Origin of the sequence: Stenotrophomonas sp. FSL W7-1447, from assembly GCF_037966425.1 — a bacterium.
Lineage (GTDB): Bacteria > Pseudomonadota > Gammaproteobacteria > Xanthomonadales > Xanthomonadaceae > Stenotrophomonas > Stenotrophomonas pavanii.
Window position 1 is genome coordinate 1,890,520 of record NZ_CP150199.1, and the last position, 23,468, is coordinate 1,913,987.

27 protein-coding genes are annotated in these 23,468 nt (G+C 66.8%); 11 read left to right on the top strand and 16 right to left on the bottom strand.

Translation table 11 applies throughout. The features are described from left to right. The first annotated feature begins 120 nt into the window (after nt 1-120). Nucleotides 121-816 carry an OmpA family lipoprotein gene (locus tag NSQ78_RS08850; RefSeq protein ID WP_005416156.1) on the top strand — a complete coding sequence of 232 codons (696 nt, stop codon included), beginning with the start codon at nt 121-123 and terminating at the stop codon, nt 814-816. Between the two features lie 183 nt (nt 817-999). Here NSQ78_RS08850 and NSQ78_RS08855 read toward each other — a convergent pair whose 3' ends face one another. Further along, nucleotides 1,000-1,725 carry an SDR family oxidoreductase gene (locus tag NSQ78_RS08855; RefSeq protein WP_064238198.1) on the bottom strand — a complete coding sequence of 242 codons (726 nt, stop codon included), beginning with the start codon at nt 1,723-1,725 and terminating at the stop codon, nt 1,000-1,002. Nucleotides 1,726-1,845: 120 nt separating this feature from the next. Here NSQ78_RS08855 and NSQ78_RS08860 point away from each other — a divergent pair, with 120 nt between their 5' ends. Beyond that, nucleotides 1,846-2,736, top strand: coding sequence for a LysR family transcriptional regulator (locus tag NSQ78_RS08860; protein WP_049470353.1), 891 nt, complete (start codon nt 1,846-1,848; stop codon nt 2,734-2,736). 32 nt (nt 2,737-2,768) lie between these two features. Here the strand turns inward: NSQ78_RS08860 and NSQ78_RS08865 are convergent, their stop codons facing one another. Beyond that, entirely contained in the window at nt 2,769-3,800 is a 1,032-nt protein-coding gene (locus NSQ78_RS08865; RefSeq protein ID WP_005416157.1) for a LysR family transcriptional regulator, read from the bottom strand. 147 nt (nt 3,801-3,947) lie between these two features. Between NSQ78_RS08865 and NSQ78_RS08870 the strand changes: the two genes are divergently transcribed. From NSQ78_RS08870 to NSQ78_RS08895, 6 genes are all read left to right on the top strand, one after another. Next, the gene (locus NSQ78_RS08870) at nt 3,948-4,175 is read left to right on the top strand and encodes a hypothetical protein (RefSeq protein WP_049470347.1); all 228 of its coding nucleotides are present in this window, start codon (nt 3,948-3,950) and stop codon (nt 4,173-4,175) included. Next, entirely contained in the window at nt 4,172-4,942 is a 771-nt protein-coding gene (locus NSQ78_RS08875) for an SDR family oxidoreductase (RefSeq protein WP_064238201.1), read from the top strand. Before NSQ78_RS08870 ends, NSQ78_RS08875 begins: the two co-directional genes overlap by 4 nt. A gap of 91 nt (nt 4,943-5,033) precedes the next feature. Continuing rightward, the gene (locus NSQ78_RS08880) at nt 5,034-6,257 is read left to right on the top strand and encodes an efflux RND transporter periplasmic adaptor subunit (RefSeq protein WP_064238203.1); all 1,224 of its coding nucleotides are present in this window, start codon (nt 5,034-5,036) and stop codon (nt 6,255-6,257) included. 127 nt (nt 6,258-6,384) lie between these two features. Continuing rightward, a complete protein-coding gene (locus NSQ78_RS08885; RefSeq protein WP_064238206.1) occupies nt 6,385-9,555 on the top strand; it encodes a multidrug efflux RND transporter permease subunit in 3,171 nt (1,056 codons plus the stop codon). Between the two features lie 63 nt (nt 9,556-9,618). Further along, on the top strand, nt 9,619-10,356 hold the full coding sequence (locus tag NSQ78_RS08890) for an SDR family oxidoreductase (protein ID WP_049470334.1): 738 nt from the start codon (nt 9,619-9,621) through the stop codon (nt 10,354-10,356). Continuing rightward, the gene (locus NSQ78_RS08895) at nt 10,350-11,771 is read left to right on the top strand and encodes an efflux transporter outer membrane subunit (protein WP_049470332.1); all 1,422 of its coding nucleotides are present in this window, start codon (nt 10,350-10,352) and stop codon (nt 11,769-11,771) included. Before NSQ78_RS08890 ends, NSQ78_RS08895 begins: the two co-directional genes overlap by 7 nt. A 41-nt stretch (nt 11,772-11,812) precedes the next feature. Here NSQ78_RS08895 and NSQ78_RS08900 read toward each other — a convergent pair whose 3' ends face one another. Continuing rightward, nucleotides 11,813-12,190, bottom strand: a complete 378-nt coding sequence (locus NSQ78_RS08900; protein ID WP_064238208.1) for a VOC family protein — start codon at nt 12,188-12,190, stop codon at nt 11,813-11,815. 141 nt (nt 12,191-12,331) lie between these two features. Here NSQ78_RS08900 and NSQ78_RS08905 point away from each other — a divergent pair, with 141 nt between their 5' ends. Continuing rightward, nucleotides 12,332-12,595: a hypothetical protein gene (locus NSQ78_RS08905; protein WP_049470327.1), complete on the top strand. Its 264-nt coding sequence runs from the start codon at nt 12,332-12,334 to the stop codon at nt 12,593-12,595. Nucleotides 12,596-12,614: 19 nt separating this feature from the next. Here NSQ78_RS08905 and NSQ78_RS08910 read toward each other — a convergent pair whose 3' ends face one another. Continuing rightward, nucleotides 12,615-13,472 (bottom strand): endonuclease/exonuclease/phosphatase family protein, encoded by an 858-nt coding sequence (locus NSQ78_RS08910; protein ID WP_049470325.1) that lies wholly within the window; start codon nt 13,470-13,472, stop codon nt 12,615-12,617. A gap of 374 nt (nt 13,473-13,846) precedes the next feature. Here NSQ78_RS08910 and NSQ78_RS08915 point away from each other — a divergent pair, with 374 nt between their 5' ends. After that, nucleotides 13,847-15,103 (top strand): cytochrome P450, encoded by a 1,257-nt coding sequence (locus NSQ78_RS08915; protein ID WP_339208416.1) that lies wholly within the window; start codon nt 13,847-13,849, stop codon nt 15,101-15,103. A gap of 20 nt (nt 15,104-15,123) precedes the next feature. On the opposite strand, the gene NSQ78_RS08920 is transcribed toward NSQ78_RS08915, so the two are convergent. The 3 genes from NSQ78_RS08920 to NSQ78_RS08930 all read right to left on the bottom strand — a co-directional run bounded on the left by NSQ78_RS08920 (nt 15,124) and on the right by NSQ78_RS08930 (nt 18,820). Beyond that, entirely contained in the window at nt 15,124-15,828 is a 705-nt protein-coding gene (locus NSQ78_RS08920; RefSeq protein WP_064238210.1) for a PA1136 family autoinducer-binding transcriptional regulator, read from the bottom strand. 4 nt (nt 15,829-15,832) lie between these two features. Beyond that, nucleotides 15,833-16,705 (bottom strand): glyoxalase III HchA, encoded by an 873-nt coding sequence (gene hchA / locus NSQ78_RS08925; RefSeq protein WP_064238212.1) that lies wholly within the window; start codon nt 16,703-16,705, stop codon nt 15,833-15,835. Nucleotides 16,706-16,789: 84 nt separating this feature from the next. Next, entirely contained in the window at nt 16,790-18,820 is a 2,031-nt protein-coding gene (locus NSQ78_RS08930) for an alpha/beta fold hydrolase (RefSeq protein WP_064238214.1), read from the bottom strand. Between the two features lie 154 nt (nt 18,821-18,974). Here NSQ78_RS08930 and NSQ78_RS08935 point away from each other — a divergent pair, with 154 nt between their 5' ends. Then, the gene (locus NSQ78_RS08935) at nt 18,975-19,436 is read left to right on the top strand and encodes an isoprenylcysteine carboxylmethyltransferase family protein (RefSeq protein ID WP_064238216.1); all 462 of its coding nucleotides are present in this window, start codon (nt 18,975-18,977) and stop codon (nt 19,434-19,436) included. 14 nt (nt 19,437-19,450) lie between these two features. On the opposite strand, the gene NSQ78_RS08940 is transcribed toward NSQ78_RS08935, so the two are convergent. From NSQ78_RS08940 to NSQ78_RS08980, 9 genes are all read right to left on the bottom strand, one after another. Further along, a complete protein-coding gene (locus tag NSQ78_RS08940; RefSeq protein WP_064238219.1) occupies nt 19,451-19,933 on the bottom strand; it encodes a hypothetical protein in 483 nt (160 codons plus the stop codon). Nucleotides 19,934-20,191: 258 nt separating this feature from the next. Next, nucleotides 20,192-20,410: an AlpA family transcriptional regulator gene (locus NSQ78_RS08945; protein ID WP_049459583.1), complete on the bottom strand. Its 219-nt coding sequence runs from the start codon at nt 20,408-20,410 to the stop codon at nt 20,192-20,194. Between the two features lie 11 nt (nt 20,411-20,421). Further along, nucleotides 20,422-20,730, bottom strand: a complete 309-nt coding sequence (locus tag NSQ78_RS08950) for a hypothetical protein (protein WP_111176657.1) — start codon at nt 20,728-20,730, stop codon at nt 20,422-20,424. Then, nucleotides 20,727-21,311, bottom strand: coding sequence for a hypothetical protein (locus NSQ78_RS08955; protein ID WP_149902054.1), 585 nt, complete (start codon nt 21,309-21,311; stop codon nt 20,727-20,729). The genes NSQ78_RS08950 and NSQ78_RS08955 overlap by 4 nt, the downstream gene beginning before the upstream one ends. Beyond that, complete coding sequence (locus NSQ78_RS08960; RefSeq protein ID WP_188348111.1) at nt 21,308-21,853, bottom strand: hypothetical protein; 546 nt, start codon at nt 21,851-21,853, stop codon at nt 21,308-21,310. Before NSQ78_RS08960 ends, NSQ78_RS08955 begins: the two co-directional genes overlap by 4 nt. Then, nucleotides 21,846-22,043 carry a hypothetical protein gene (locus tag NSQ78_RS08965; protein WP_308304642.1) on the bottom strand — a complete coding sequence of 66 codons (198 nt, stop codon included), beginning with the start codon at nt 22,041-22,043 and terminating at the stop codon, nt 21,846-21,848. Before NSQ78_RS08965 ends, NSQ78_RS08960 begins: the two co-directional genes overlap by 8 nt. Nucleotides 22,044-22,048: 5 nt before the next feature. Next, a complete protein-coding gene (locus NSQ78_RS08970) occupies nt 22,049-22,786 on the bottom strand; it encodes a hypothetical protein (protein WP_188348112.1) in 738 nt (245 codons plus the stop codon). Further along, nucleotides 22,783-22,995, bottom strand: coding sequence for a hypothetical protein (locus NSQ78_RS08975; protein WP_046983583.1), 213 nt, complete (start codon nt 22,993-22,995; stop codon nt 22,783-22,785). The genes NSQ78_RS08970 and NSQ78_RS08975 overlap by 4 nt, the downstream gene beginning before the upstream one ends. A 3-nt stretch (nt 22,996-22,998) precedes the next feature. Next, the gene (locus NSQ78_RS08980) at nt 22,999-23,382 is read right to left on the bottom strand and encodes a hypothetical protein (RefSeq protein WP_049469851.1); all 384 of its coding nucleotides are present in this window, start codon (nt 23,380-23,382) and stop codon (nt 22,999-23,001) included. Nucleotides 23,383-23,468: the final 86 nt, after the last annotated feature.

Here is a 23,468-nt window from a genome sequence, read left to right on the forward strand (position 1 = left end):
GTCAGTTAGCTGAACGCGGCCCTGTCGCCGTGACCGATCATCATCCCGACATCGCATCGGGCTGTTTATTCTCTCTGCGCCCGCAAGCCGCCGGCCCGACCGGAAAACAAGGAGAACTCCATGATCCGCAACACCACCCGCAACGTCGCACTGGCCCTGATGAGTGCGGCCGTCCTGTCGGCCTGCGCCACCGGCGGCTCCTACGTGCAGAGTGACCAGTACGGCAACCCGACCGAGCAGCAGAACCGGACCGGCCGCAACGCGCTGATCGGTACCGCCATCGGCGTGGCTGCCGGCCTGCTGACCGGCGACAGCGCGACCGAACGTCGTCAGCATGCGCTGATCGGCGCCGGTATCGGCGCGCTCAGCGGCGCCGCCGTTGGCCAGTACCAGGATCGCCAGGAACGCGCCCTGCGCGAGCGCACCGCCAATACCGGCATCGATGTCCAGCGCCAGGGCGACAACATCATGCTGAACCTGCCGGACGGCATCACCTTCGACTTCGGCAAGGCCACCCTGAAGCCGCAGTTCTACGGCTCGCTCAACGGTGTGGCCGGTACGCTGCGCGAGTACAACCAGACCATGATCGAAGTAGTGGGCCACACCGACAGCATCGGCAGCGACGCGGTCAACAACCGCCTGTCGAAGGAACGCGCCGACTCGGTGGCGCAATACCTGATCGGCCAGGGCGTGCAGAGCGTGCGTATCGAAACGCTGGGCGCCGGCAAGGCGTACCCGATCGCCGACAACAGCACCGATGCTGGCCGTGCCAAGAACCGCCGCGTCGAGATCCGCGTGATTCCGCTCAAGCAGTAACGCGCAGCGTTACAGTCCCGGCGCAGCCGGAACGAAAATGCCGCCCTTGCAGGCGGCATTTTCTGTAGGTGCCGAGCGCTGCTCGGCACACACTGGAACACTCGGCCGCAGCGTCACATGCTTCTGGCGCCTGCAGAGTCGACCACGGCTCGACTCTGCAAGGGCTACCCGGCCACGCTTCTTTTACACCGTCGCCGTCGGCCGCACCACGATCTCATTCACATCCACATCGTCCGGCTGCTCGATCGCAAACCTCACCGCACGCCCGATCGCATCCGGCTGCAACGCAATGGCGCGGTAGCCGACCATCATCTCGGCGGCAGCCGGATCGGTGATGCTGTCGGCCAGTTCGCTTTCCACCACGCCAGGATGGATGCAGGTCACCCGCAGTTCGCGGTGCTCTTGGCGCAGGCCGTCGGAAATCGCGCGCACCGCATACTTGGTCGCGCAGTAGACCGCTGCGGTCGGCACCACCGACAGTGCGCCGACAGAGGCGATGTTGATGATCTGGCCGCTGCGCTGGGCGATCATGCCGGGCAGCACGGCAGCGATGCCGTACAGCACGCCACGGATGTTCACGTCGATCATCCGGTCCCATTCCTCCACCTTCAGCGAGCCCATCAGGGACAGTGGCATCACGCCGGCGTTGTTGACGATCACGTCGATCGAGCCGAAATGCAGCAACGCGGCTTCGACGAAGGCATCGACCTGCGCGCGCTGGGTCACGTCGAGGGCGTGGACCCGCACCTCGGCGCCCTGTTGGCGCAGTTCGTCGGCAAGCGCCTGCAGGCGATCCACGCGGCGGGCACCGAGGACCAGGCGCGCGCCCGGCTGTGCGAGGGCGCGGGCGATGCCGGCACCGATGCCGCTGGAGGCGCCGGTGATCAGGATGGTTCGGGAAAGGCTCATGGCGGTGTCTCTGAAGGGGATAGGGAGTGCCCGGGCGTGCCCGGTGCAGCCACGGTAGATGGCACACCCTGCCGCGATAAGATGGCGATTCCTGATTACCTTGTTCAGAATTGCTAACCAATGTCCGTCGATCTCAACGCTTTGGCCGTGTTCCAGCGGGTGGCCGACTGTCGCAGCTTCACCGCCGCGGCCCAGCAACTCGGCGTGACTCGATCTGCGGTCAGCCAGACCCTCACCAAGCTGGAGCAGTCGCTGGGCGTTGCCCTGCTGCTGCGCACGACGCGCAGCGTCAGCCTCACCGATGCCGGGCAGGCGCTGTTGGTCTCGGTCAGCCCTGCGCTGGCGGAACTGGGCAATGCGCTGGAGGCCAGCGTGCGCCGCCAGGCCGCCGTGTCCGGGCAGCTGCGGCTTGCCGTGTCCTCCATCGCCGAAGCGTTCCTGGCGGGCCCGCTGTTGGCCACGTTCGCAGCACGCTACCCGGCGCTGCAGCTGGACATCACCGTGACCGACGAGGCGTTCGACATCGTCGGCGCGGGCTTCGACGCCGGCGTGCGTCTAGGGGAGGTCATTGCGCAGGACATGGTCGCGGTCCCGGTGTCGGCGCGGCAGCGCCAGCTGGTGGTGTGCTCGCCGGACTATCGCGATGCGCACGTGCTGCCGACCCACCCGCGTGAACTGGGCGCGCATCGCTGCATCGGCTGGCGCAGCGCGCCCGGCAGAGCGCCTTATCGCTGGGAATTCGAGGAGCGCGGCCGGGAATTCAGTGTTGATGTGCAGCCTGAAATCACCAGCAACGACATGGGCGTGATGCTCAGGCTGGCGCTGGCCGGCGCGGGCCTGGCCATCGGCATGGAAGAGACCTGGCGGCCTTGGCTGCAGCGCGGCGAACTGGTGCCGGTGCTGGAAGCATACTGTCCGCGGTTTGCGGGCTTTTTCCTGTATTACCCCAGCCGCCGGCAGGCCGAGCCGAAGCTGCGCGCGCTGGTGGAGCACGTGCTGTCCGAACGGTAGAGTCGAGTCCTGCTCGACTCTACAAGATCCGGTTACGCCGCCGAAGCGGCCACCTTTTCCAGGATCCGCTTGCCGCTGCTTTCCAGCGCGGCGTCTTCCTGCGCCTTCTGCTGCTGCGCCAGCTTCGCACCCGGGCACTGCGCCAGCATGTAGTTGGCGTCGAAGTTGAGCTTTTCCACCAGGAAGTCGACGAACGCACGCACCTTCGGCGAGACCAGGCGGCCGCCGGCGAACACCGCGTTGAAGTCCACTTCCGGGCCGGTCCAGCCGGCCAGTACACGACGCACCATGCCCGATTCAACGAACGGCTTGGCCATCACGTCGCCGGTCAGCAGCAGGCCCTCGCCGCATACCAATGCGCCGTTCAGTGCGGACATGTCGTTGGCGGTCATCAGCGGGGTGACCGGGAAGTCGCGCAGCTCGCCGCCGTTCTCGCCCAGCTGCCAGGTAAAGCGCGGCGAGTTGCCGGTGTGGTACGGCTTGCGCATTGCCAGGATGCGATGGAACTGCAGTTCTTCCGGATGCAGCGGCTCGCCATAGCGTTCGATGTAGGCCGGGCTGGCGAACACCTGCGTGCGCAGGCTGCCAAGCTTGCGCGCGACCAGGTTGGAATCGGGCAGGGCACCCACGCGCAACGCGAGATCTGCTTCGCCGGCAATCAGGTCCAGCTTCTCGTTGCCCATGTGCATGTCCAGGCGGATCTCCGGATACTGCGCGTGGAACTGGCCCAGCAGCGGCGCGATCCAGGTGATGCCGATCGAATAGGGCACGGTGAAGCGCAGCCAGCCGCGTGGGCCGGACTGCAGCTGGCTCACCGCGCTCTCGGCTTCTTCAAGCTCGCGCGCGATGCGCTGGCAATGCTCGTGGTAGATCGAGCCGGCTTCGGTCAGGCCGAGGCGCCGGGTCGTCCGGTGCAGCAGGCGCGCGCCCAGGCGCGTTTCCAGTTCCTGCACTTTGCGGCTGACCGTGGTCTTGGGCAGGCCGAGCGATTTGGCAGCGGCAATGAAGCTGCCTTGCTCGACCACCTTGACGAAGATCAGTGTCTCGTTGAGATCGTGGGACATGGTCGGGGATCCTGGACGTCGGGGATGGGACAATCGTGACAGAACGATTGGACCGGGTGCGGGATGATTATTCCCCTTAATCAGGACTAATCAAGTAAAGGTTTGACGTCTATCGTGGCGCCATTCGTGAAATGGAGCCCCCTCGCCATGAGCCTGCGCAACATTCTTGCCCGCTTCCGGCACGTCGGCCAGAACGCCCTGGACCTGGCGATGACCGTCGAAGCACGTCCCAGTTCCTTGGTGCACAAGGACTTCCGTGAGTTTACCGCGCCCATGCGTCAGCAGCGTGGCGGTGCCCTCCGCCTGGTCCCGCACAAGGGCGACCGGCTGCGCCGGATTGGGACTATCCCGGATTTGGGAGGAAATGTCCCGTGAATGGGATACTGACGCCCGAAGTCCTGGTCCTCGGCGGCACCGGTGCCGTCGGCCAGGGCGTGGTCGGCGCATTGCTGGAAGCCGGCAGCCCGGTGCTGGTCGTCGGTCGCGATCCGGGCCGGCTGGCCGCACTGCATGAGCAGTTCGCCGATGAGCCGGGCCTGGAGACGATGCTGGGCTCGCTCAGCGACGACGGCTCGGCCCGCGCGCTGGCCGGGCGCATCGTGCAGCGCCCGCGTCACCTGGCTGCCGTGATCGCGGCAATGGGCGGGCCCTACCGCCGCGGCCGGGTGATCGACCGCAACGGCGATGAACTGCTGGGCGCGATGCAGGCCGATCTGATGCCGCACGTGCACGCCGTACGCCACCTGCTGCCGCTGTTGCAGGACAACGTGCATGCGCGGCGCTACGTGATGATCGGCAGCCCGGCCAGCGCCAAGCCATGGGCCGGCTACGGCGAGACCTCGATCACCACTGCGGCGCTGCGCATGTACGCGCAGGTGGTCCACCAGGAAGCACAGGCACTGGGCGTGCGCGCGCAGATGCTGGAAGTCTGCAGCCCGGTGTGTACCCCGGCCAATGCCGCCAACGCCTGCATCGAGTGGCCGAGCTCGCTGCTGGTTGGCCGTCGCGTGGTTTCGCTGCTCGACGGTTGCCGCGACAACCGCGCCATCGTCCGCTGTGACAGCAGCGACGCCGAACTGCCACGCGGGCTGCTGCACCTGGACGTTCCCCCTTCGTGGCGCGATACCGCAGGTGTTGCTTGACCTCGACCATGGTTGAGGTCGCAGGATGCGCCGCTGATTTTTGCAACACGTTCTCATATTGCTGTACCACCCCTCCGTACGGATGCATGCCATGACTTCCCCCAATACCACCCCACATCGTTTCGGCCATCGCATCGCGATGGTCGGCGTGTCGATCCTCGCCGCGGCCGTGCTTGCGGCCTGCAGCGGCGGCCATGCCGAAGAAGCCGGTGCGCCGCCGCCGCCGCAGGTCAGCGCGGCGCCGGTGCTGGTCAAGCAGGTCAGCCAATGGGACGAGTTCAGCGGTCGCGTCGAAGCGGTGCAGAGCGTTGAACTGCGCCCGCGCGTGTCCGGTTACATCGACAAGGTCAACTATGTCGAAGGCCAGGAAGTGAAGAAGGGCGAGGTGCTCTTCACCATCGACGCGCGCAGCTACCAGGCCGAGTACGATCGCGCCGCCGCCGAGCTGGCCCGCGCCCGCACCCAGGCCACGCTGGCGCGCAGCGAGTCCGAGCGCGCCAAGCGGTTGTCTGAGCAGCAGGCGATCTCCACCGAGACCGCTGAGCAGCGTCGTGCCGCGGCCGACCAGTCCGGGGCCGCCGTGCAGGCCGCGCAGGCGGCGCTGGATGCCGCCCGCCTCAACCTGGAGTTCACCAAGGTGCGTGCACCGATCGACGGCCGCGCCGGCCGCGCGATGGTCACCGCCGGCAACCTGGTCACTGCCGGCGACAGCGCCAGCGTGCTGACCACGCTGGTCTCGCTGGATACCGTGTTCGTCTACTTCGATGCCGACGAAAGCACCTTCCTGCGCTATGCACAGATGGCACGCAAGGGCGAGCGCCCGAGTGAGCGTGACAGCGCGCTGCCGGTGAAGGTCGGCCTGTCCGGGGAAGAGGGCTACCCGCATGCGGGCAAGGTCGACTTCCTCGACAACCAGGTGGCCCGCAGCACCGGCACCATCCGCGTCCGTGCGCTGCTGGACAACGCCGACCGCCAGTTCACGCCGGGCCTGTTCGCCCGCGTGCAGCTGCTCGGCAGCGGCCAGTTCCAGGCCATGCTGATCGATGACAAGGCCGTGCTGACCGACCAGGACCGCAAGTACGTCTACGTGGTCGACAAGGATGGCAAGGCCCAGCGCCGCGACATCCAGCTCGGCCGCACCGCCGATGGCCTGCGTATCGTCGAGCACGGCCTTGCCGCCGGTGACAAGGTGATCATCGACGGCGTGCAGAAGGTCTTCATGCCGGGCATGCCGGTGCAGGCCAAGACCGTGGCGATGCAGCCACAGTCGGCGGCGGCACCGGGCCGCGATGCAACCGCTGCGCTGAACCACTGATCCGCCGGCTCCTGATCCGCGTCTCCGCTTAGCTGCCGGCGCCAGCGGCAGCCTTTCCTGCCTTCGTCATCCCGGCGAGGGGCAGGGTGGCTGTTGCCCGCCGGACGCCTTTCCCAGGAATTCCTCCATGGACTTTTCCCGTTTCTTCATCGACAGGCCGATCTTCGCGGCGGTGCTGTCGATCGTGATCTTCGCCGCAGGCCTGATCACGATTCCGATCCTGCCGATCAGCGAGTACCCCGAAGTGGTGCCGCCGTCGGTGGTCGTGCGCACGGTCTATCCGGGCGCCAATCCCAAGGTCATTGCCGAGACCGTCGCCACGCCGCTTGAAGAGGCGATCAACGGCGTCGAAGGCATGATGTACCTGAAGTCGGTTGCCGGCTCGGACGGCGTGCTGCAGATGACCGTCACCTTCCGCCCGGGCACCGACCCGGACGCGGCGGCGGTGAAGGTGCAGAACCGCGTGGCCCAGGCCCAGGCACGCCTGCCCGAGGACGTGCGCCGGCAGGGCGTGACCACGCAGAAGCAGTCGCCCACCTTCCTGATGGTGGTGCACCTGACCTCGCCGCAAGGCAAGTACGACACCCTGTACCTGCGCAACTACGCCCGCCTGCACGTCAAGGATGCGCTGGCGCGCATTCCGGGCGTCGGTGACGCGCAGATCTTCGGTGGCGGCGACTACGCCATGCGTGCCTGGCTGGACCCGGACAAGGTGGCCTCGCGCGGCCTGACCGCCAGCGACGTGGTGCGCGCCATGCGCGAGCAGAACGTGCAGGTCTCGGCCGGCCAGCTTGGCGCCGAACCGCTGCCGGACAGCAAGTTCCTGACCCTGATCAACGCCCAGGGCCGGTTGAAGACCGAAAAGGAGTTCGGCGACATCGTGCTCAAGAGCGGCACCGATGGCGAGATCGTGCGCCTGGCCGACGTGGCCCGCCTTGAACTGGGTGCCGGTGACTACACCCTGCGCTCGCAGCTGGATGGCAAGAACGCGGTCGGTATCGGTATCTTCCAGTCGCCGGGCGCCAACGCGCTGGAAATCCGCGACAAGGTCATCTCGACGATGGACGAGATGCAGAAGACGATGCCGGCCGACGTGAAGTACGAAGCGGTGTATGACACCACCATCTTCGTGCGTGACTCGATCAAGGCCGTGGTCTCCACGCTGCTGGAAGCGATCGCGCTGGTGGTGCTGGTGGTGATCCTGTTCCTGCAGACCTGGCGCGCGTCGATCATCCCGTTGATCGCGGTGCCGGTGTCGGTGGTGGGTACCTTCGCCGCGCTGTACCTGCTGGGCTTCTCGATCAACACGCTGAGCCTGTTCGGCCTGGTGCTGGCGATCGGCATCGTGGTCGACGACGCGATCGTGGTGGTGGAGAACGTCGAGCGCAACATCGAAGAGGGCCTGTCGCCCACCGCTGCGGCCCACCAGGCCATGCGTGAAGTGTCCGGCCCGATCGTGGCGATCGCGCTGGTGCTGTGTGCCGTGTTCGTGCCGATGGCGTTCCTGTCCGGGGTCACCGGCCAGTTCTACAAGCAGTTCGCCGTCACCATCGCCATCTCCACGGTGATCTCGGCGATCAACTCGCTGACCCTGTCGCCGGCCCTGGCCGCACGCCTGCTGAAGGCCCACGGCGCACCGAAGGACGGCCCGAGCCGCCTGATCGACCGCCTGTTCGGCTGGGTGTTCCGTCCGTTCAACCGCTTCTTCAAGTCCAGCTCGGAGAAGTACGAGCGTGGCGTGGCCCGCATCCTCGGCCGTCGTGGCGCGGTATTCGTGGTCTACGCGATCCTGCTGATCGGTACGGGCGTGATCTTCAAGCTGGTGCCGCCGGGCTTCATCCCGACCCAGGACAAGCTGTACCTGATTGCGGGTGTGAAGCTGCCGGAAGGTTCGTCGATCGCGCGCACCGATGAAATGCTGCGCAAGGTCGCCAAGATCGCCCAGGAAACCGATGGCGTCGCCCACACCATCTCGTTCCCCGGTCTGAACGCGCTGCAGTTCACCAACACGCCGAACACCGGTGTGGCGTTCATCCCGCTCAAGCCGTTCGCCGAGCGCCATGGCCGCACCGCCGCGCAGATCAACGCCGAGATCAACCAGAAGATCGCCGGCCTGCAGGAAGGCTTCGCGTTCGCGATGATGCCGCCGCCGATCCTCGGCCTTGGCAACGGCAACGGCTACCAGATGTTCATCGAGGACCGTGGCAACCTGGGTTACGGCGCGCTGCAGAACGCCGTGCAGGCGATGCAGGGCACCGTGGCGCAGACGCCGGGCATGGCCTTCCCGATTTCCAGCTACCAGGCCAACGTGCCGCAGCTGGATGCCGAGGTCGACCGCGTCAAGGCCAAGGCACAGGGCGTGCAGCTCACCGAGCTGTTCGACACCCTGCAGACCTACCTGGGTTCGGCGTACGTCAACGACTTCAACCAGTTCGGCCGTACCTGGCAGGTGATCGCCCAGGCTGACGGTCCGTTCCGCGAGACGGTCGAGGACATCGGCAAGCTGCGTACCCGCAACGACCGCGGCGAGATGGTGCCGATCGGTTCGATGGTCACCATCAAGCAGACCTTCGGCCCGGACCCGGTGCTGCGCTTCAATGGCTATCCGGCCGCTGACCTGGCCGGTGAAGCCGATCCGCGCCTGCTGTCGTCGGCCGAGGCGATGAACAAGCTGACCGAGATCGCCGGCAAGGTACTGCCGGTGGGCATGGCCACCGAATGGACCGACCTGAGCTACCAGCAGGCCACGCAGGGCAAGGCCGCGTTCATCGTGTTCCCGGTGGCGATCATGCTGGCCTTCCTGGTGCTGGCCGCGCTGTACGAAAGCTGGTCGCTGCCGCTGGCGGTGATCCTGATCGTGCCGATGACCCTGCTGTCCGCGCTGTTCGGCGTGTGGTTGACCGGCGGTGACAACAACGTGTTCGTGCAGGTCGGCCTGGTGGTGCTGATGGGCCTGGCGTGCAAGAACGCGATCCTGATCGTCGAATTCGCCAGAGAGCTGGAGATGGGCGGCAAGGGCATCGTTGAAGCCGCGCTGGAAGCCTGCCGCCTGCGCCTGCGCCCGATCGTGATGACCTCCATCGCATTCATCGCCGGCACCGTACCGCTGGTGCTGTCGCACGGTGCAGGCGCCGAGGTGCGCTCGGTGACCGGCATTACCGTGTTCGCCGGCATGCTGGGCGTGACCCTGTTCGGCCTGTTCCTCACCCCGGTGTTCTACGTGGCGCTGCGCAAGCTGGTTACCCGCAACGGTGGCGGCCAGCTGGTGCAGCACGGCGAACCGACCATCCACCACTGATACGGAACTCCGCCGCCGGTCGTTGGCCGGCGGCCACTCTCCCCACAGACAAGGCATGCATCCATGAACACCCATCAGAACAAGATCGCGCTGGTGACCGGCGCCACCCGTGGCATCGGCCTGGAAACCGTGCGCCAGCTGGCAGAGGCCGGCGTGCACACGCTGCTGGCCGGTCGCAAGCGCGATACCGCGGTGGAGCTGGCACTGAAGCTGCAGGCTGAAGGCCTGCCGGTCGAAGCCCTGCAGCTGGACGTGACCGACGCGGCCAGCATCGCCGAAGCGGTCGAGCAGGTGCGCCAGCGCCACGGTCGCCTCGACATCCTGGTCAACAATGCCGGCATCATGATCGAGAACCCGGCGCAGGCGCCGTCGGAGCAGTCGCTGGACACCTGGAAGCGCACCTTCGACACCAACGTCTATGCGCTGGTCGCGGTAACCCAGGCATTCCTGCCGCTGGTCAAGCAGTCCAAGTCCGGACGCATCGTCAATGTGTCCAGCATGCTCGGCTCGCAGACCCTGCACGCGGATCCTTCGTCGGGCATCTACGACTTCAAGATTCCGGCCTACAACGCGTCCAAGGCCGCAGTGAACAGCTGGACCCTGAGCCTGGCCTATGAGCTGCGCAACACGCCGATCAAAGTCAACACCGTGCATCCGGGTTACGTAAAGACCGACATGAACGGCGGCAACGGCGAGATCGAAATCAGCGAAGGCGCGCGTTCCAGCGTGGAAATGGCGCTGATCGGTGAATCCGGTGCCAGCGGCAGCTTCACCTACCTGGGCGAGGTGCTGCCATGGTGATCCGCACGTTGGCGATGGCCGTCTCCAGCCTGGTGCTGGCGGGCTGTGTCAGCGTCGGCCCGAACTACAAGGCCCCGGTGCAGGAACCGGTGGTCCTGCAGGGTGCACAGCAGCCGGTCTTCAGCACGGCCTCGCCGGTCGCCAGCTGGTGGGCGCAGTTCGATGATCCGGTGCTGGAGCAGCTGGTCCATGGTGCCCTGTCGGACAACCTGGACCTGCGCGTGGCCGTGGCCCGCGTCAGCCAGGCCCGCGCGGTGTTCGTCGAAAGCCGCCTTGACCAGGCCCCGCACATCACCGCAGGCGGCAGCTACGACCGCCGCAAGCAGCCCGATCCGCAGCTGGGTGGGCAGCGGGTGTTCAGTGAAAGCTACCAGCTCGGCTTCGATGCCGGCTGGGAGCTGGATCTGTTCGGCCGCAAGCGCCGTGCCGCCGAAGCCGCGCGTGCAGACCTCGGTGCCGAGCAGGCCAACCTGGCCGACGCGCAGGTACTGGTCGCCGCCGAAGTGGCACGCAACTACTTCGAGCTGCGTGGGACGCAGAAGCGCATCGCCGTGGCCCAGCACACGCTGGAGAACCTGCGCGATACGCAGAAGCTGACCGAGGCGCGTTGGGAACTGGGCGCCGGCAGCGAGCTGGACGTGCAGAGCAGCCGCGCGCGCCTGAAGGCGATCGAGGCCGACATCCCGCTGCTGGAAGTGGCCGAGACACAGTCGCGCAACCGGCTGGCCGTGCTGCTGGGACAGCGTCCGGAAGTACTGACCGACATGCTTGCGCCGCACGACGTGCCGGCCTTCGCCAAGGCATTGCCGCTGGGTGATACCCGCGAACTGCTGCGCCAGCGCGCGGACGTGCGCGTGGCCGAGCGGCGCCTGGCGGCCGCCACCGCGCGCGTGGGCGTCGCCACCGCCGATCTGTTCCCGCGGCTGTCGCTGTCCGGTTTCGTCGGCTTCCTGGGGGGCGATGCCAGCGGCCTGGTCAACGGCAACAACAAGGCCTGGTCGCTGACCCCGTCGCTGAGCTGGGCAGCGTTCGACTTCGGTACCGTGCGTGCGCGCCTGCGTGCCAGCAAGGCTGAAGCCGAAGGCGTGGCCGCGCAGTACGAACAGGCGGTACTGCTCGCCCTGGAGGACACCGAGAACGCGCTGACCCGCTATTCCAAGCAGCAGGCACGGTTGGCGATCGTGGTCGAGCAGGCGCAGGCGGCACGGCGTGCCGAATCGCTGGCACAGATCCGCTACCGCGAGGGCTCGGAGGACTTCCTGACCCTGCTCGACGCGCAGCGCACGCAGCTGGCCGCCGACGATGCCCTGGCGGCGGCCGAGGCCGAAGTCAACGTCAGCGTGGTGGGCGTCTACAAGGCACTGGGGGGCTGGGGGCAATCACCGCAGCCGCCCAGCGTGGCGCAACTGCAGTAGACCCGGGGGACGGAAGCGCTGGCTTCCGTCCCTTTCTTCTTTCAGGGCCACTGGTTGGCCGGCACCGCGCGGTCGCGCATGCGCACGACGCAGAATCGATGGCCGCTGGGCGCTTCCATCACCCACCAGCGTTTGACGAAGCCGATGCGACGGGCGCCGAGTCTTTCCAAGCGGTCGGCCTCGGCATCGATGTCGTCGCTCTCGATGTCCAGGTGCACCCGTGACGGGTGATCGACGCGTTGCACCTCCACGTCCAAGCCTGCCGGCGCGCCCAGCAGGTCGGCGTACTCGGCGCCGCCTTCGGCACGTGCCGCCTGCGCCTGCAGGCCCAGCGCGCCGGCCCAGAAGCGGGCAGCCTCGTCGGCGGGCATGTCCTGGCAGTCGATGATGAATCCGGCCAGCCGGCTCTGGTGTGCCATGTCCTGCTCCGCGGTCCAGGGGGATGCGGCAGGGTAGCGCGGTGCCCGGCGTGGACATCTTCACGTCCGTGACGTTTCTGACTCTGCCGAAACGGCGTCCCGCCGTGTAACTAGTGGGTCAGGCACCTGGGAGGACAAGCAATGGCGGACGGATGGCGGGATACCCAACGGATGTTGTTCGGCGATCCGGGCCCACCCGGTGCCGGGTTGTCGGTGGCGGTCGTGGTGCTGCTGGTGCTGGCGACGATGGCCGCTGCGGTCGGTTTCCTGCGCCTGCAGGATTCGATGCTCGGGCTGGGCCTGATCGGTGTGGCCGTGTTCCTGGCGATCGGCGCCCGCATCTGCCAGGCGCGCGACCAGCATCAGGCGCTGTATCGCCTGCTGTCGCGGCAGCCACCGCTGTAACGGCGGCTGCCGTGGCTGCTCAGTGCTTGGGCCAGTCCAGCTCGACCACCAGCGGGAAGTGGTCCGACGGCAGCACGCCATCGACGCGTCGGTCGTCGGTCAGGAAGCTGCGCGCATGGAAGCCGCGCACCAGCACCCAGTCCAGCTGCACGGTGGCCTTGCCGGTGAAATCATGGAAGGTCAGCCGCGGGCCCTGCGGGGCCTTCACCTGGGTACGGGTGTCCTGCAGCACGCGGGTGAACGCCTTGTAGGTGTCGCCGCCGGGTTCGCTGTTGAAGTCACCGGTCAGCACGACGGGCAGATCGGCCGGCAGCTTGGCCACGCGCGTGCCGATCAGTTCGGCACCCTTGACCCGCCGCGGTTCGTCTTCGTCGCGGTAGGGCAGGTGGGTGTTCATGAAGTAGAAGCGGCGGCCGTCGTCGATGCGACGGAACAGCGCCCAGGTCACCATGCGCGGATACAGGTTGCCCCAGGTGATGCTGCCCGGCACGTCCGGTGTGTCGGACAGCCAGAAGTTGCCTGATTGCTCGATTGCCAGCACATTGCTGTCGTAGAACACACCCATGTGCTCGTCACCGCTGCCCCCGCGGCGGCCCTCGCCGAACCAGCGATAGCCGGGCAGGTGCCCGGCCAGGTAGTCGGCCTGCTCCTGCACCAGTTCCTGGGTGCCGATCACTGCGGGGTGTGCATCGAGGATGACCTTCACCATCGCGTCGCGGCGGTCAGGCCAGCGCTTGCCGGGTTCGGTATCGGCCGGGGTGCGCACATTGAACGACATCACCTTCAACGGCGCGGGGGCAGCCGCCCAGGCGCTGGTGAGAGGCAGGGCAAGCGCCAGCAGCGCAGAGAGCGCGGGGCGACGGAAACGCGACAACATCGTGGAATCCCTCCATTCCATGAAAACGGTTTCACGGAGCATCGCACGGATTGCCGGTGGATGGCTGTGCACGCGCTGGCGGCATCCGTCGGGAGTGAGGCGTATTCAGCCTGGCGTTGACGGCGCATTGACCCGTCAGACCGGGCCTGCGTGCTAGAACGGCCGTGCCGGCCATTGAACCCGGCATCGCAGCAGCAAACCCACAACGGAACCACAAGGAGCTGTGCCATGACACGATTGATTCGCGCCCTGCAGGTGTCGCTGAACCTGCGTTCGGACAATTCCACCCAGTGCATCCGTTCCAAGTATCGCTACTGGAACATCTTCTGACCGGAAGGACGCCACATATTCGATGACATCGCCAGGGAAGGTCGATGATCTTCCCTGGCATCGGGGGGCAGGGCATGGATGAGCGTGCAGCGGATGCGGAAGTGGTTTCCATCGACGATCTGCTCGATCGCGTGCGCCGCGAAGGGCCGGTCCTGCGCTTCAACAATGATGTTGTCGGCATCTTTGATCCGGCCCTGGCGGTCAGGGTCGACAAGGCCAACACCGACCGGCACACGGTACCGGATTCGCTGATTGACTATCTTGGCCTGCGCCGTGCCCGCGACCCGGTCGCATGGCGTGAGGTGCGTGGACTGCTGAGCGAACAGGCCGGACGCCTGGCCAGCCCCGGGCACATGCGCGATCTCTACGCGCGCATGCACGGCTTTCTCGCCCAGCGTGCTGATCGTGCGCATGACCTCAGCGAACTGAGCTGGTGGACGATCTCGCAGTCGCTGTTGCCGCTGCTGATCGATGGCCTCAGCCGCGCCGACGTCGAAGCCCTCATCGGCGAACAGAAGACCCGCTACAACGCCATCGTGCTGCAGAACTTCTCGTTCTGGCGGCGGATCATCGACTTCCACCTTTCCCGCCGCGCGGCGCGCACCGTGTCACGGCACATCCGGCGTCGTGCGCGGGAGAGCGCGCCGCGCGAGGACTTCCTGCAATCGCTGCTGCCGCTGGTAGAACGGGTCGGGGTGGACCGGGTGGCCTATCTGGTGTCGATGGTGCTGGCCGGCATGTCGGGCCTGCCCGGTATCACTGCCGCCAGCCTGCTCTACGCGATGCACCGTTTTCCGCACTGGCATGCGCGCATTCGCGAGGAAACCTCGGCGCTGAGCCTGGAGCAGCTGTATGCACTGCCGATCAAGTCCCTGCCGTGCACGTCGCGTTTCGTCAAGGAAACTCTGCGGCTGTGGCCGGGACTGTTCGCCCTGCATCGTCCCGCCTCGCACGATATCGACATCGAGGGTGTCTGCATCCGCAAGGGTGGGGCATACGAGCTGTCGTCCTACTTCCAGCATCATTCGCCGAAGTACTGGCAGAACCCGGACAGCTTCGATCCGGATCGCTGGTTGCCCGAGCGCCGCCAGGCCAACAAGGGCGCCTATGTCCCGTTCGGATTCTCATCGCGTGCCTGCATCGGCAGCGCGGTCGGCCATGCCCAGCTGCTGCTGTTCTGCGCGCTGGTGACCCGCGATTTCGAGTTGTCGGTGCAGGAGGTGCCAGCACCCTGGATGCAGCTGGAGGGCTTTGCCATCCCGGTCGACTTCATCGGTACGTTGACGCCGCGGCGCGCATGACGGTGGCCGCCGCGCGGGGCTCAGTCGTCGATCTCGCCTCGGCGGGCGGCCGCGCGCACCGCCTGCGCAGTGGTGGCCACGCCCAGCCGTTGCCGCGCTCGACGCAGGTGGTTCTCCACCGTGCGCGCAGACAGCCCCAGTGTGGCCGCGATGTCCGCCTGGCGCCGCCCAGCCGCGACCCAGCGCAGCACTTCACGTTCGCGCGCGCTCAAGGTGCCCGCGGGAACCTGCGCAGGCGCTTCGGCCAGACGCCGCGCCGCACGGAAGGCGGAGGTGCCGACCATGTCCAGCAGCACGCGCGCGCTGGCGGACGCATCAATCGAGGTGCCGGCGAAGCTGACCGCGCCTTCCAGACCGGTCGGGCCGAACACCGGAACCTGCAGCCCATGCAGGCCATCGCCGCGCGGCTGCTTCACCACCAGATAGCGTTCGCCGCGCACGCCCTGGCGCTTGCTCCAGAAGAACGGCGCCGTGCTGTCCAGTACATGGCGGTTGACCGGGCAGGCGTGGAGGTAGCGGGCGAGCCCGGTAGCGCTGCCGTCGTCGAACCAGTCACCTTCGATCCAGTACACGCGCTGTGCGCCGCGTTCCAGGCCGGTTCCGGTGGCGAACACCAGCAGGGGGTCGTAGCCCAGGGGTGAGGCGGCGCGGCGCAGCACGCCGCCCACCGCGGCCAGTGAGCGCGCCTGTTCCAGTTCCAGCAACGCGGACACCAGCGTGGGCACTGGCTCAGCGCCCGGCCAACGCGTCCAGCAGCGTACGCGCGGCCAGCTTGCCCAGCGCGTTGCCCGCCAGCGGACTGTCGCCGGTCAGCAGCAGCCGATCCTGCAGCACGCTGCCATCGATGCCCTCATTGACGATCTGCACGCCCTGCTGCGCCAGCCGCTCACCGAAGAACCAACGCAGCTGCCCCGGCATGTAGCCGATCTCCGGCGTCTGCCGGTCCATCGCGTCGGGGAACGCGCAGATGCGGTAGCCACGGAACAGCGAGCCGCCTTCAGCTTCGTTGACGCCCGCCGCCAGCAGCGCCGCCGGTCCATGGCAAAGGGTGATGATGTGGCGCTGCGCGGCCATGGCCCAGTGCAGCGCGGCCTTCACCGCTGCGCTCTCCGGAAGGCCGATCAGTGCGCCATGGCCACCGGGAATGAACACGGCGGCATAGTCCGAATCGGCTCCCAGGCCGGCCACCACCGCGTCCAGCTGCAACGGCTGGCGGAAGCGCGCCTCGTAGCGTTCGTACAGTGCGCCGATCTCGCGGTCCTCGCGCGGGAAGGCCCACCATTCGAACTTGACGGGGTTGCCGGACAGCGTTGCCACGTCGATCCCGAAGCCGGCCTTGTCCAGGTGGTACATCGGCAGCAAGGTTTCCACGGGGCGGTTGCCGGTGGAGAACAGGTGGCCATTGGCGGTCGGCAGATAACGCTCATCGGCAGCGATCATCAGCACCTTCCAGCGGCCGTCGCGGCGTGCATCCGGATACTCGGCCCCGGACAGGTTGCTCTGGGGCGATGTGAACTGCGACAGCGAGTACGGCGACGGGAAGAAGGCATCGCGCTCGGCCGGATCGGGGCTGGGCTGGCGGCTGGGCTCTTGCGTGTGCATGCAGACCTCCGTGGGGGAAAGTGGACCCAGCATAAAAGGCCGCGCGCGCAGCGACGATGAGGGATTCCCCTCAATCGGACCCTGCTACTTCAGCGGCGTCCGGTGCTGCTGCATGTCCTCATGCAGGATCCTGCGCAGTTCAACGATGGCCGGCGTGGCTTCCTGCACGCTGTGCCCGGACACGATCACCTTCTCCGAATCCGCATGCGGCAGGTGCGAGCTCCAGTAGGGCACCAGCCCGTCATCGGTCTTTTCCAGCGGGCCGTCGGCCTTGGCGCGGGCGATGATGGAGTGGTAGTGCACCCTGGGAGACATCGGCAGGTCGGCTACGGCCCGGACGAACGGGTCATCCTTGTCCAGGTTCTGGATGCTGTTCATCTGGTAGCCGTGCTTGCCATCGTTGCGGTCGATCTGGCCGTCGTTGGCCAGTGTCGCGACGTCTTCCAGCACGGTCAGCGGCAGCCGCACCAGGCGGCCGATCCAACGGCCGAGGCGGGTGCCGGCCACGTCGGTGCCGCGATGCGGCGTGGCGATGAACACCACCCGCGAGACCTCCGGTTCCGGCAGGAAGGTCAGCACCGGCGCGCCCTTGGTGCGCAGCAGCTCGCGCTGGGCGGGCGTCATCTGCGCGGTGGCCAGCAGGGTATCGACCAGGTGGTCACCCGAGGACGAGACCATCAACCGTGCGATCACTCCCCCCATGCTGTGCCCGACCAGGACCATGTCATGCGAGGCCTGCGCCTTGCCGCTGGGGTCGAAGTGCCTGAACACCTCGGCCAGCGTGTGGCGCATCGCATCGTGGCTCATCGCGATGGGCATGTTGGTGGGGTAATAGAACTGCCAGACCTGGAACGCCTGGCGGATCTCGTCGTCGCGCAGCAGTTCGTTGGCCACGTTGACCCACGCTTCCGGACTGCTGGCCAGGCCATGGATCATCAGCAGCACGCGACGGTTCGGGTCGTAGGGCTGCATCATGTACAGATGCGGCGTGTCGATGCCGCCCTTGCCACCGAACAGCGTGCGCAACGACTGGCGGCTGAAGTTGGAGCGGGCCAGCCACAGCGCGTAGCCGGCGGTGAAATTGGCTGCCAGCGGCACCTGCTGGCCGTGCAGGGTCACTTCCGAGACCTGGTAGGGATCGTGGATCTCCAGTTCCGGCTCGTCGTCATGCAGCACTTCCCACAGGTTCTTTCCCGAGAAGCGCAGCAGCACCGTCATCGATGGCGAAGGCATCTCGCTCCAGCTCTGCGTGGCAGAACGTCCTGCCTGCGCCGCCTGCGCCGCCTGCGCCGCCGCCGGAGGCGGGGTGGTCGTGCTGCCGGCCGGGTCGTCCATCACCGCCACCAGCTCGGCACCGAAGCCATCACGGCGGTGCACGCTGCGCAGCGTGCCGGTGAACGACAGCGAGGCGGCGGGTACCAGCTCGCTGGGGGTGCGCTGGTCCAGCGCCGATGCTTCGTCTGAAGGGGCCAGCACGAAGGTCCAGCGGCCCAGCCGGAGGTGGTTGGCCGTGTTGTGGACGCGCCCGGTGGCATAGGCATCGTACAGCTGCACCGAAGCCTCCTGCACCGCCAGGTTGTAGTAGTCGCGCACCTGGGTCTGGCGGTCCTCGAACCCCCGCTGGTTGGCGGTGCGCTCGGTGAAGAACAGATAGGCATAGGCCTGCCGCGCGACCTGCATCCACGCGTCCAGGCGCGGCTGGAAGTCGGCATCCAGCTCGGTGATCGCAGTCTTGGCCCGGCCTGACGCGGAGTATTCGCGCTTCGGCGCCGGCAGGGTCATCGCATACTGCAGCCACAGCTCGGCCAGGCTGGAGCGCTTGTCTTCCTCGCGCACCACGATGCTGCCTTCCATCGCCTCGATGCAGGGCAGGCCGGGCTTGGCACAGGCCCCCTCATCGAGCCCGGCCACGCGCAGGGTCTCGGTGGTCGCCGCGCTGAGCTTGCCGGAGGTGAGGATGTCACCGCGCTTGAGCGCGATGTACTGGCCGGGCGTGACCGAAGCGACCTGCACCGACGGCCCGAACTGGCGCAGCGTCGCGCAGCCGCCCAGGGTGAGCAGCACGGTGATGATGAGGGTCGTGCGGCCGATCAAGCCCAAGCCCGTGGTAGCCATGCGATCCTCCTGCGCGGTGGCGCCACTCTAGCGGGCGGTCTGTCAACGTGGAATCTACCGGCTGGGTCGGGGTGGTGCTGGGCTCATTCGCCCTGCGTGCCATCCAGGTATCGCCGTGTGACACTGCGGAGTATCAAGAGACGCAGTGATCGCGATGACCTGGCTGGAAAACCGTATTCCCCCGCCCGTGGTGATGCTGCTGTGGGCTGCTGTCGGATATGCAGCATGCGGCCTGTGGCCGGGTTTTGACTTCCGGGCGCCGGTGCCGGTGCTACTGGCGGGTCTGACGATGACGCTCGGTGTGGTGCTGAACCTGCTGCCCAAGGTGTCCTTCCGGCGAGCAGGCACCACCGTCAATCCGCTGCGACCTTCAGCCTCGAGCATGCTGGTTACCAGCGGCATCTACCGCCGCACACGAAATCCGATGTATCTGGGCCAGGCGCTGGTTCTGCTGGGGGCCATGATGTACCTGCAGAACCTGATCGCGCTGCTGGTGGTACCGCTGTTCCTGGCGTACATCACCCGGTTGCAGATCCTGCCGGAGGAGCGTGCACTGATGGCCCGCTTTCCCGAGGCGTACGTGCAGTACTGTCGCCGGGTGCCGCGCTGGCTGTAGCGTTGGCTACACCATCAGCCGCTGATCTGGCACTTCACCGCGGCCGAATAGCCTTCGTAGTCGTCGCCGGCGGCTACGTGCAGCGTGTGGTGCTTGTCGACGCGCTTCACGTACGACGGTTCTTCGGTATTGGCGTGCTCGTTGACCCCGGTCACCGACCAGGTCCTGGCCAGGCGCTTGGCATCGACGCCGTTCAAGTACACGAAGAGGCTCTTCTCGCCTTCGGCCACGTTCACATCGGCACCGGTGACCGTGCCGCCAAACAGCGCGACCGGCTTGTCCTCCGGCTCGAACGTGCCAGCTGGCTTCTTGGCCAGGCCGGCCGCCTGCAGCGCATCGATGGCGTCGGCCGCACTGAAATTCGAGCCGGGCTTGCAGGCCAGGAGGGCCTCCAGCGTGGCGGTGCCGGGCGGCGCGATGGCCGGGGCAGTGGCGTGCGCGGCTGGGGTGGCGGCGAGGGCGGCGAAGAGCAGGGAAACCGTGAGGGCAGCTTTCATGGCAGATCCTTCTGGCGGTCGCGGGGTGGGGGCTGTTGTGTGTGGGGGCGTCACCCCGATTGTGCGCCACGCCTCCCGCGCGACGCGCAGGCACAAAAAAGCCGGAACCCCAGTTGACGGGAGATCCGGCTTCTTGCGGCCTCGACAGGCCATACAGATGGTGGAGGTGGGCCCTACCGCAATGTGAACGTAAGTTGTTGATGGAGCTAGTGGTTAGTGGCGGTGCGCGATAGCGATACCCCCAGCCATACCCCCATTCTATGCGGCCTTGGCGGGTTCAATTCCATTCCGCTCCGCCACCCGCGCAGCCTGCCAGGCGTCCACCTCAGCCTCGATCCAGCCTACCGCGTTGCCACCGAGCGGCACAGGCGCAGGGAAGGTGCCAGCGCTGATCCGGTCGTAGATCGTGGTCTTGCCCAAACCCGTGCGGCGCTTTACCTCGGGCATCTTGATGAAAACGAGCGGCTCGGTAGCCATGGTTTCCTCCTTCAGATCGACGCCAGCGCCGCGCGCTGAGTCTTGGGTTTGCGCTCGGCCAGGCCGAGCTGGAACTGCAGGACGTTGTCGGCCGCCGCAGCCGCCGCGGCCGGGCGCGCGCTGCGCTCGGGGCGGTTGAGCCGGCGCCACGCCGCGATAGCCTTGTCGGGGTCGGCATGCTTGCTGGTCGACCTGCAGGCGCACTCGACCAGGTGGCCACCGCCGGCGGAGGCGCAGCGCTTGTCGTGGATGTGGCGCGCACGGTGGCCGGCGGCGCAGTTCGGCAACCCTTCCGGGTGGCTGATATGTTCCTGGGTCATGGCTTGTTGCACTCCTCGATGTGGCCCTGGAGCTTTTCCAGGAGGAAGGCGGCTTGCGCTGCACGGTGGCGGCGGTCGTAGGCGTTGAGGTTGGGCGGCGCATCCCTGAGCCACTGCAGTGGCTCGACCAGCCATTTCGGATCGAACGGGAGCAGGGTTCGCGGATCGACCTTCTTGACCAGTGGGGAGCAATCGGGGCCGGCCCAGACCTCGGGATCGCCGCACCTGATGCACACGCCTGCCTTGAACGCGTGGTCGCGCTCCGGCTGGATGACGCGCGGGGTTTCCCACAGGGCGCGCACGACCCAGCCGCGCTTCGCGGCGTGATAGAAGTGCTCAGAGGTGGCAGTTACCCAGCACCCGGGCCCCACGTCGTTCTTGTTGCGGTACTCCCAGCGCACGGGCGGTTGCGAGTACAACTCATGCAGGAGGGTGTCGCCCCACTCGCGAACCTGGTCGGCGGAGATTGGCGCGCCGGCGGCCCCCAGGCGGCGCATGATGGTGACGACCGCGGCGACAGGCGACGATGCCTTGGTGGCCTCGACAACGGTGGCCGGGGAAACGGGCAGTGGTGCGGTCATGCGAACAGGTCCAGTTGGGCCGGCAGTGCCGGTGCGCGCGGCGGTTCCGGCAGTAGGGCGGGAGCGGTCGCGCGCATGCGCGCGCGCTGTGCAGCGTTGAAGGCGAACCAGAAGCCGAGGCCGTGCCGGCGCGCCCGGCATTCGGTCATCAGCACGCGCGCTGTGTGCTTGGCCTGTGCAGCGGCAGGCAGCGAGCCAGCCGCCAGACTGGATGCTGTCGCCTTGCCGTATTCAGCTGTACAGTGCTGCAAGTCCCCTACCGCGCTCGGCCCATGACTATCCGTGGCTTTCATCGAACCCTGCGCGGTTTCCACGATGGCTACCATTTCGTGCTGACCATCACCAGCAGCGTGGATGACGTTTTCGCGTACACAGCCGAAGTCGACGGCATCGCTGTCGACTTGCGATCCGAGGGCGTGATCAGGAGCAAGGGCGACGCTATGCAGCTCGGCATGGCTGCGGTTGAGCGCCACGTGGCGGGCCTTACCCCTAAGCGCTGAAGGCGCGCTGGTAGAAGCCGTGGTGAGCAGCTGGTCAGCCATGGGCGTCTTCCTCGTCGTCCTCTTCCTCCTCCAGCTGGTCGTCGCTGTCCATGCAGGTCGAGCAGCAATGCTGGCCACGGTGCCATTCGCCGCAGTCGTTCCAGCAAAAGCCGTTGCCGCAGGTCTTGCAGACACCGGCATCGGCGAGGTCGAGCGGCTCATCGCAGACGCAGCACAGTCCGATGGGCATGCCGCTCATTTGCCCACCGCCTGGCTGTCGAGCCAGCCCTGAAGGTCCTCGACGCACGCATCCAGCGCTCGCTGTGCGCATTGTCCGTCGTAGGAGAACGGGTAGTCGCTGTTCTTCCAGCTTTCCAGCATCTCGCGGAGCCCGTCCAGGCCCACGACCTGTGCGGTCGGGGTCGCCCACGACGGAGTGGTGGGCTTGAAGGTGTGCGAGTAGAAACACTCGACCTCCCAGCCGTATTCCTGCGCCTGCCGGATTACGCCGATGGACGGAGCGCCCTGAACGACCATCCACTTGCGCTTCGGGTCGCCCGTGACAAGTCGGTGGGCCACCGGTTCCTGTTCCGCCGACTGCCGGGCAACAACGGTGCAGGTACGGTCCTGCCCATCGCGGAACCCTTGCTGATAGGCGTCGGTTTCATGTACCGGCTGGCGGGCGGCGAGTGCTTCGATTGCAGCTCGAACGGTTGCAAGATGGATCGGGTTTGGGTCTACGTCTTCGAAGTAGTCCTCAACGTCACGTAGCTCTGCCAACAGATCGCTGTCATCCTCCTGACCACCCGGCGAGGGCTGGGCGGGAATGATCGCATCGTGCAGCTCCATGGCCTGCTGGCTGTAGCCGATGCCGTGAGTCCCGGCGTTGTATGCGTCATTCATCAGGTCGCGTGCCCGGTCGTACGGCACAGTTGCCAGCCTCACCCTCCCACCGGGCTGCACGTCCGCCAGGGTCTTGTTGTCGTTGCTCATGCCTGCATGTCCTTGCTGTTGGTGGAGCGCGCGCCGCGCGCCCTGGCTTCAAGTTGTTCGGCCACGCCGAGGTAGTAGGCATGCCGTTCCAGACGGATCGATTCGGGGAACTGGAAGTGCTTCAGCGACTCTTCCGCCTGTACGCGCCAAGCGGCTGCCTCGCGCGCTGGGTCGTCGTCGAAAATGTCCATCTGGACCGGCTTGGCCATGGGTCAGTGCTTGTCGACGGCGCGGTGGCGGCTGTAGCCGACGCCTTCGATCGGGATGCCACACCAGGTGAGCGTGGCGCCCGGGATTGGCTCGGGCTTCGCTTCGCGCCATGGCTGCTTCGACCCAGCCTTGCGCGCCCGCATCCATGCTGCCTTGGCTTCATCACGATGAGGCTTCTGCATGCGCGCGAGGATCCGGCGCACACAGTGCTTCAGGTCTGAAGCCTGCACGACGATGCGCGGTGGCCGCTGGCCCTTGGCGGTGGTATAGCCCTCAACGAACCCGGCAACCTGCTCGCGGATCAGTTCAACTCGGGGGAGTTCGCCGTTCTCCTTCTTGGCGAACTCTGGCTCGTGCTGGAAATCGACAACGACTGAATCGGTCATGGCGGATCTCGATGTGGAATGGGTTGCCAGCTGCTGGAACCCGGCCGGCGCGGGCTCCCTGCGCTACAGGGGGAGAGCGCAGGGCA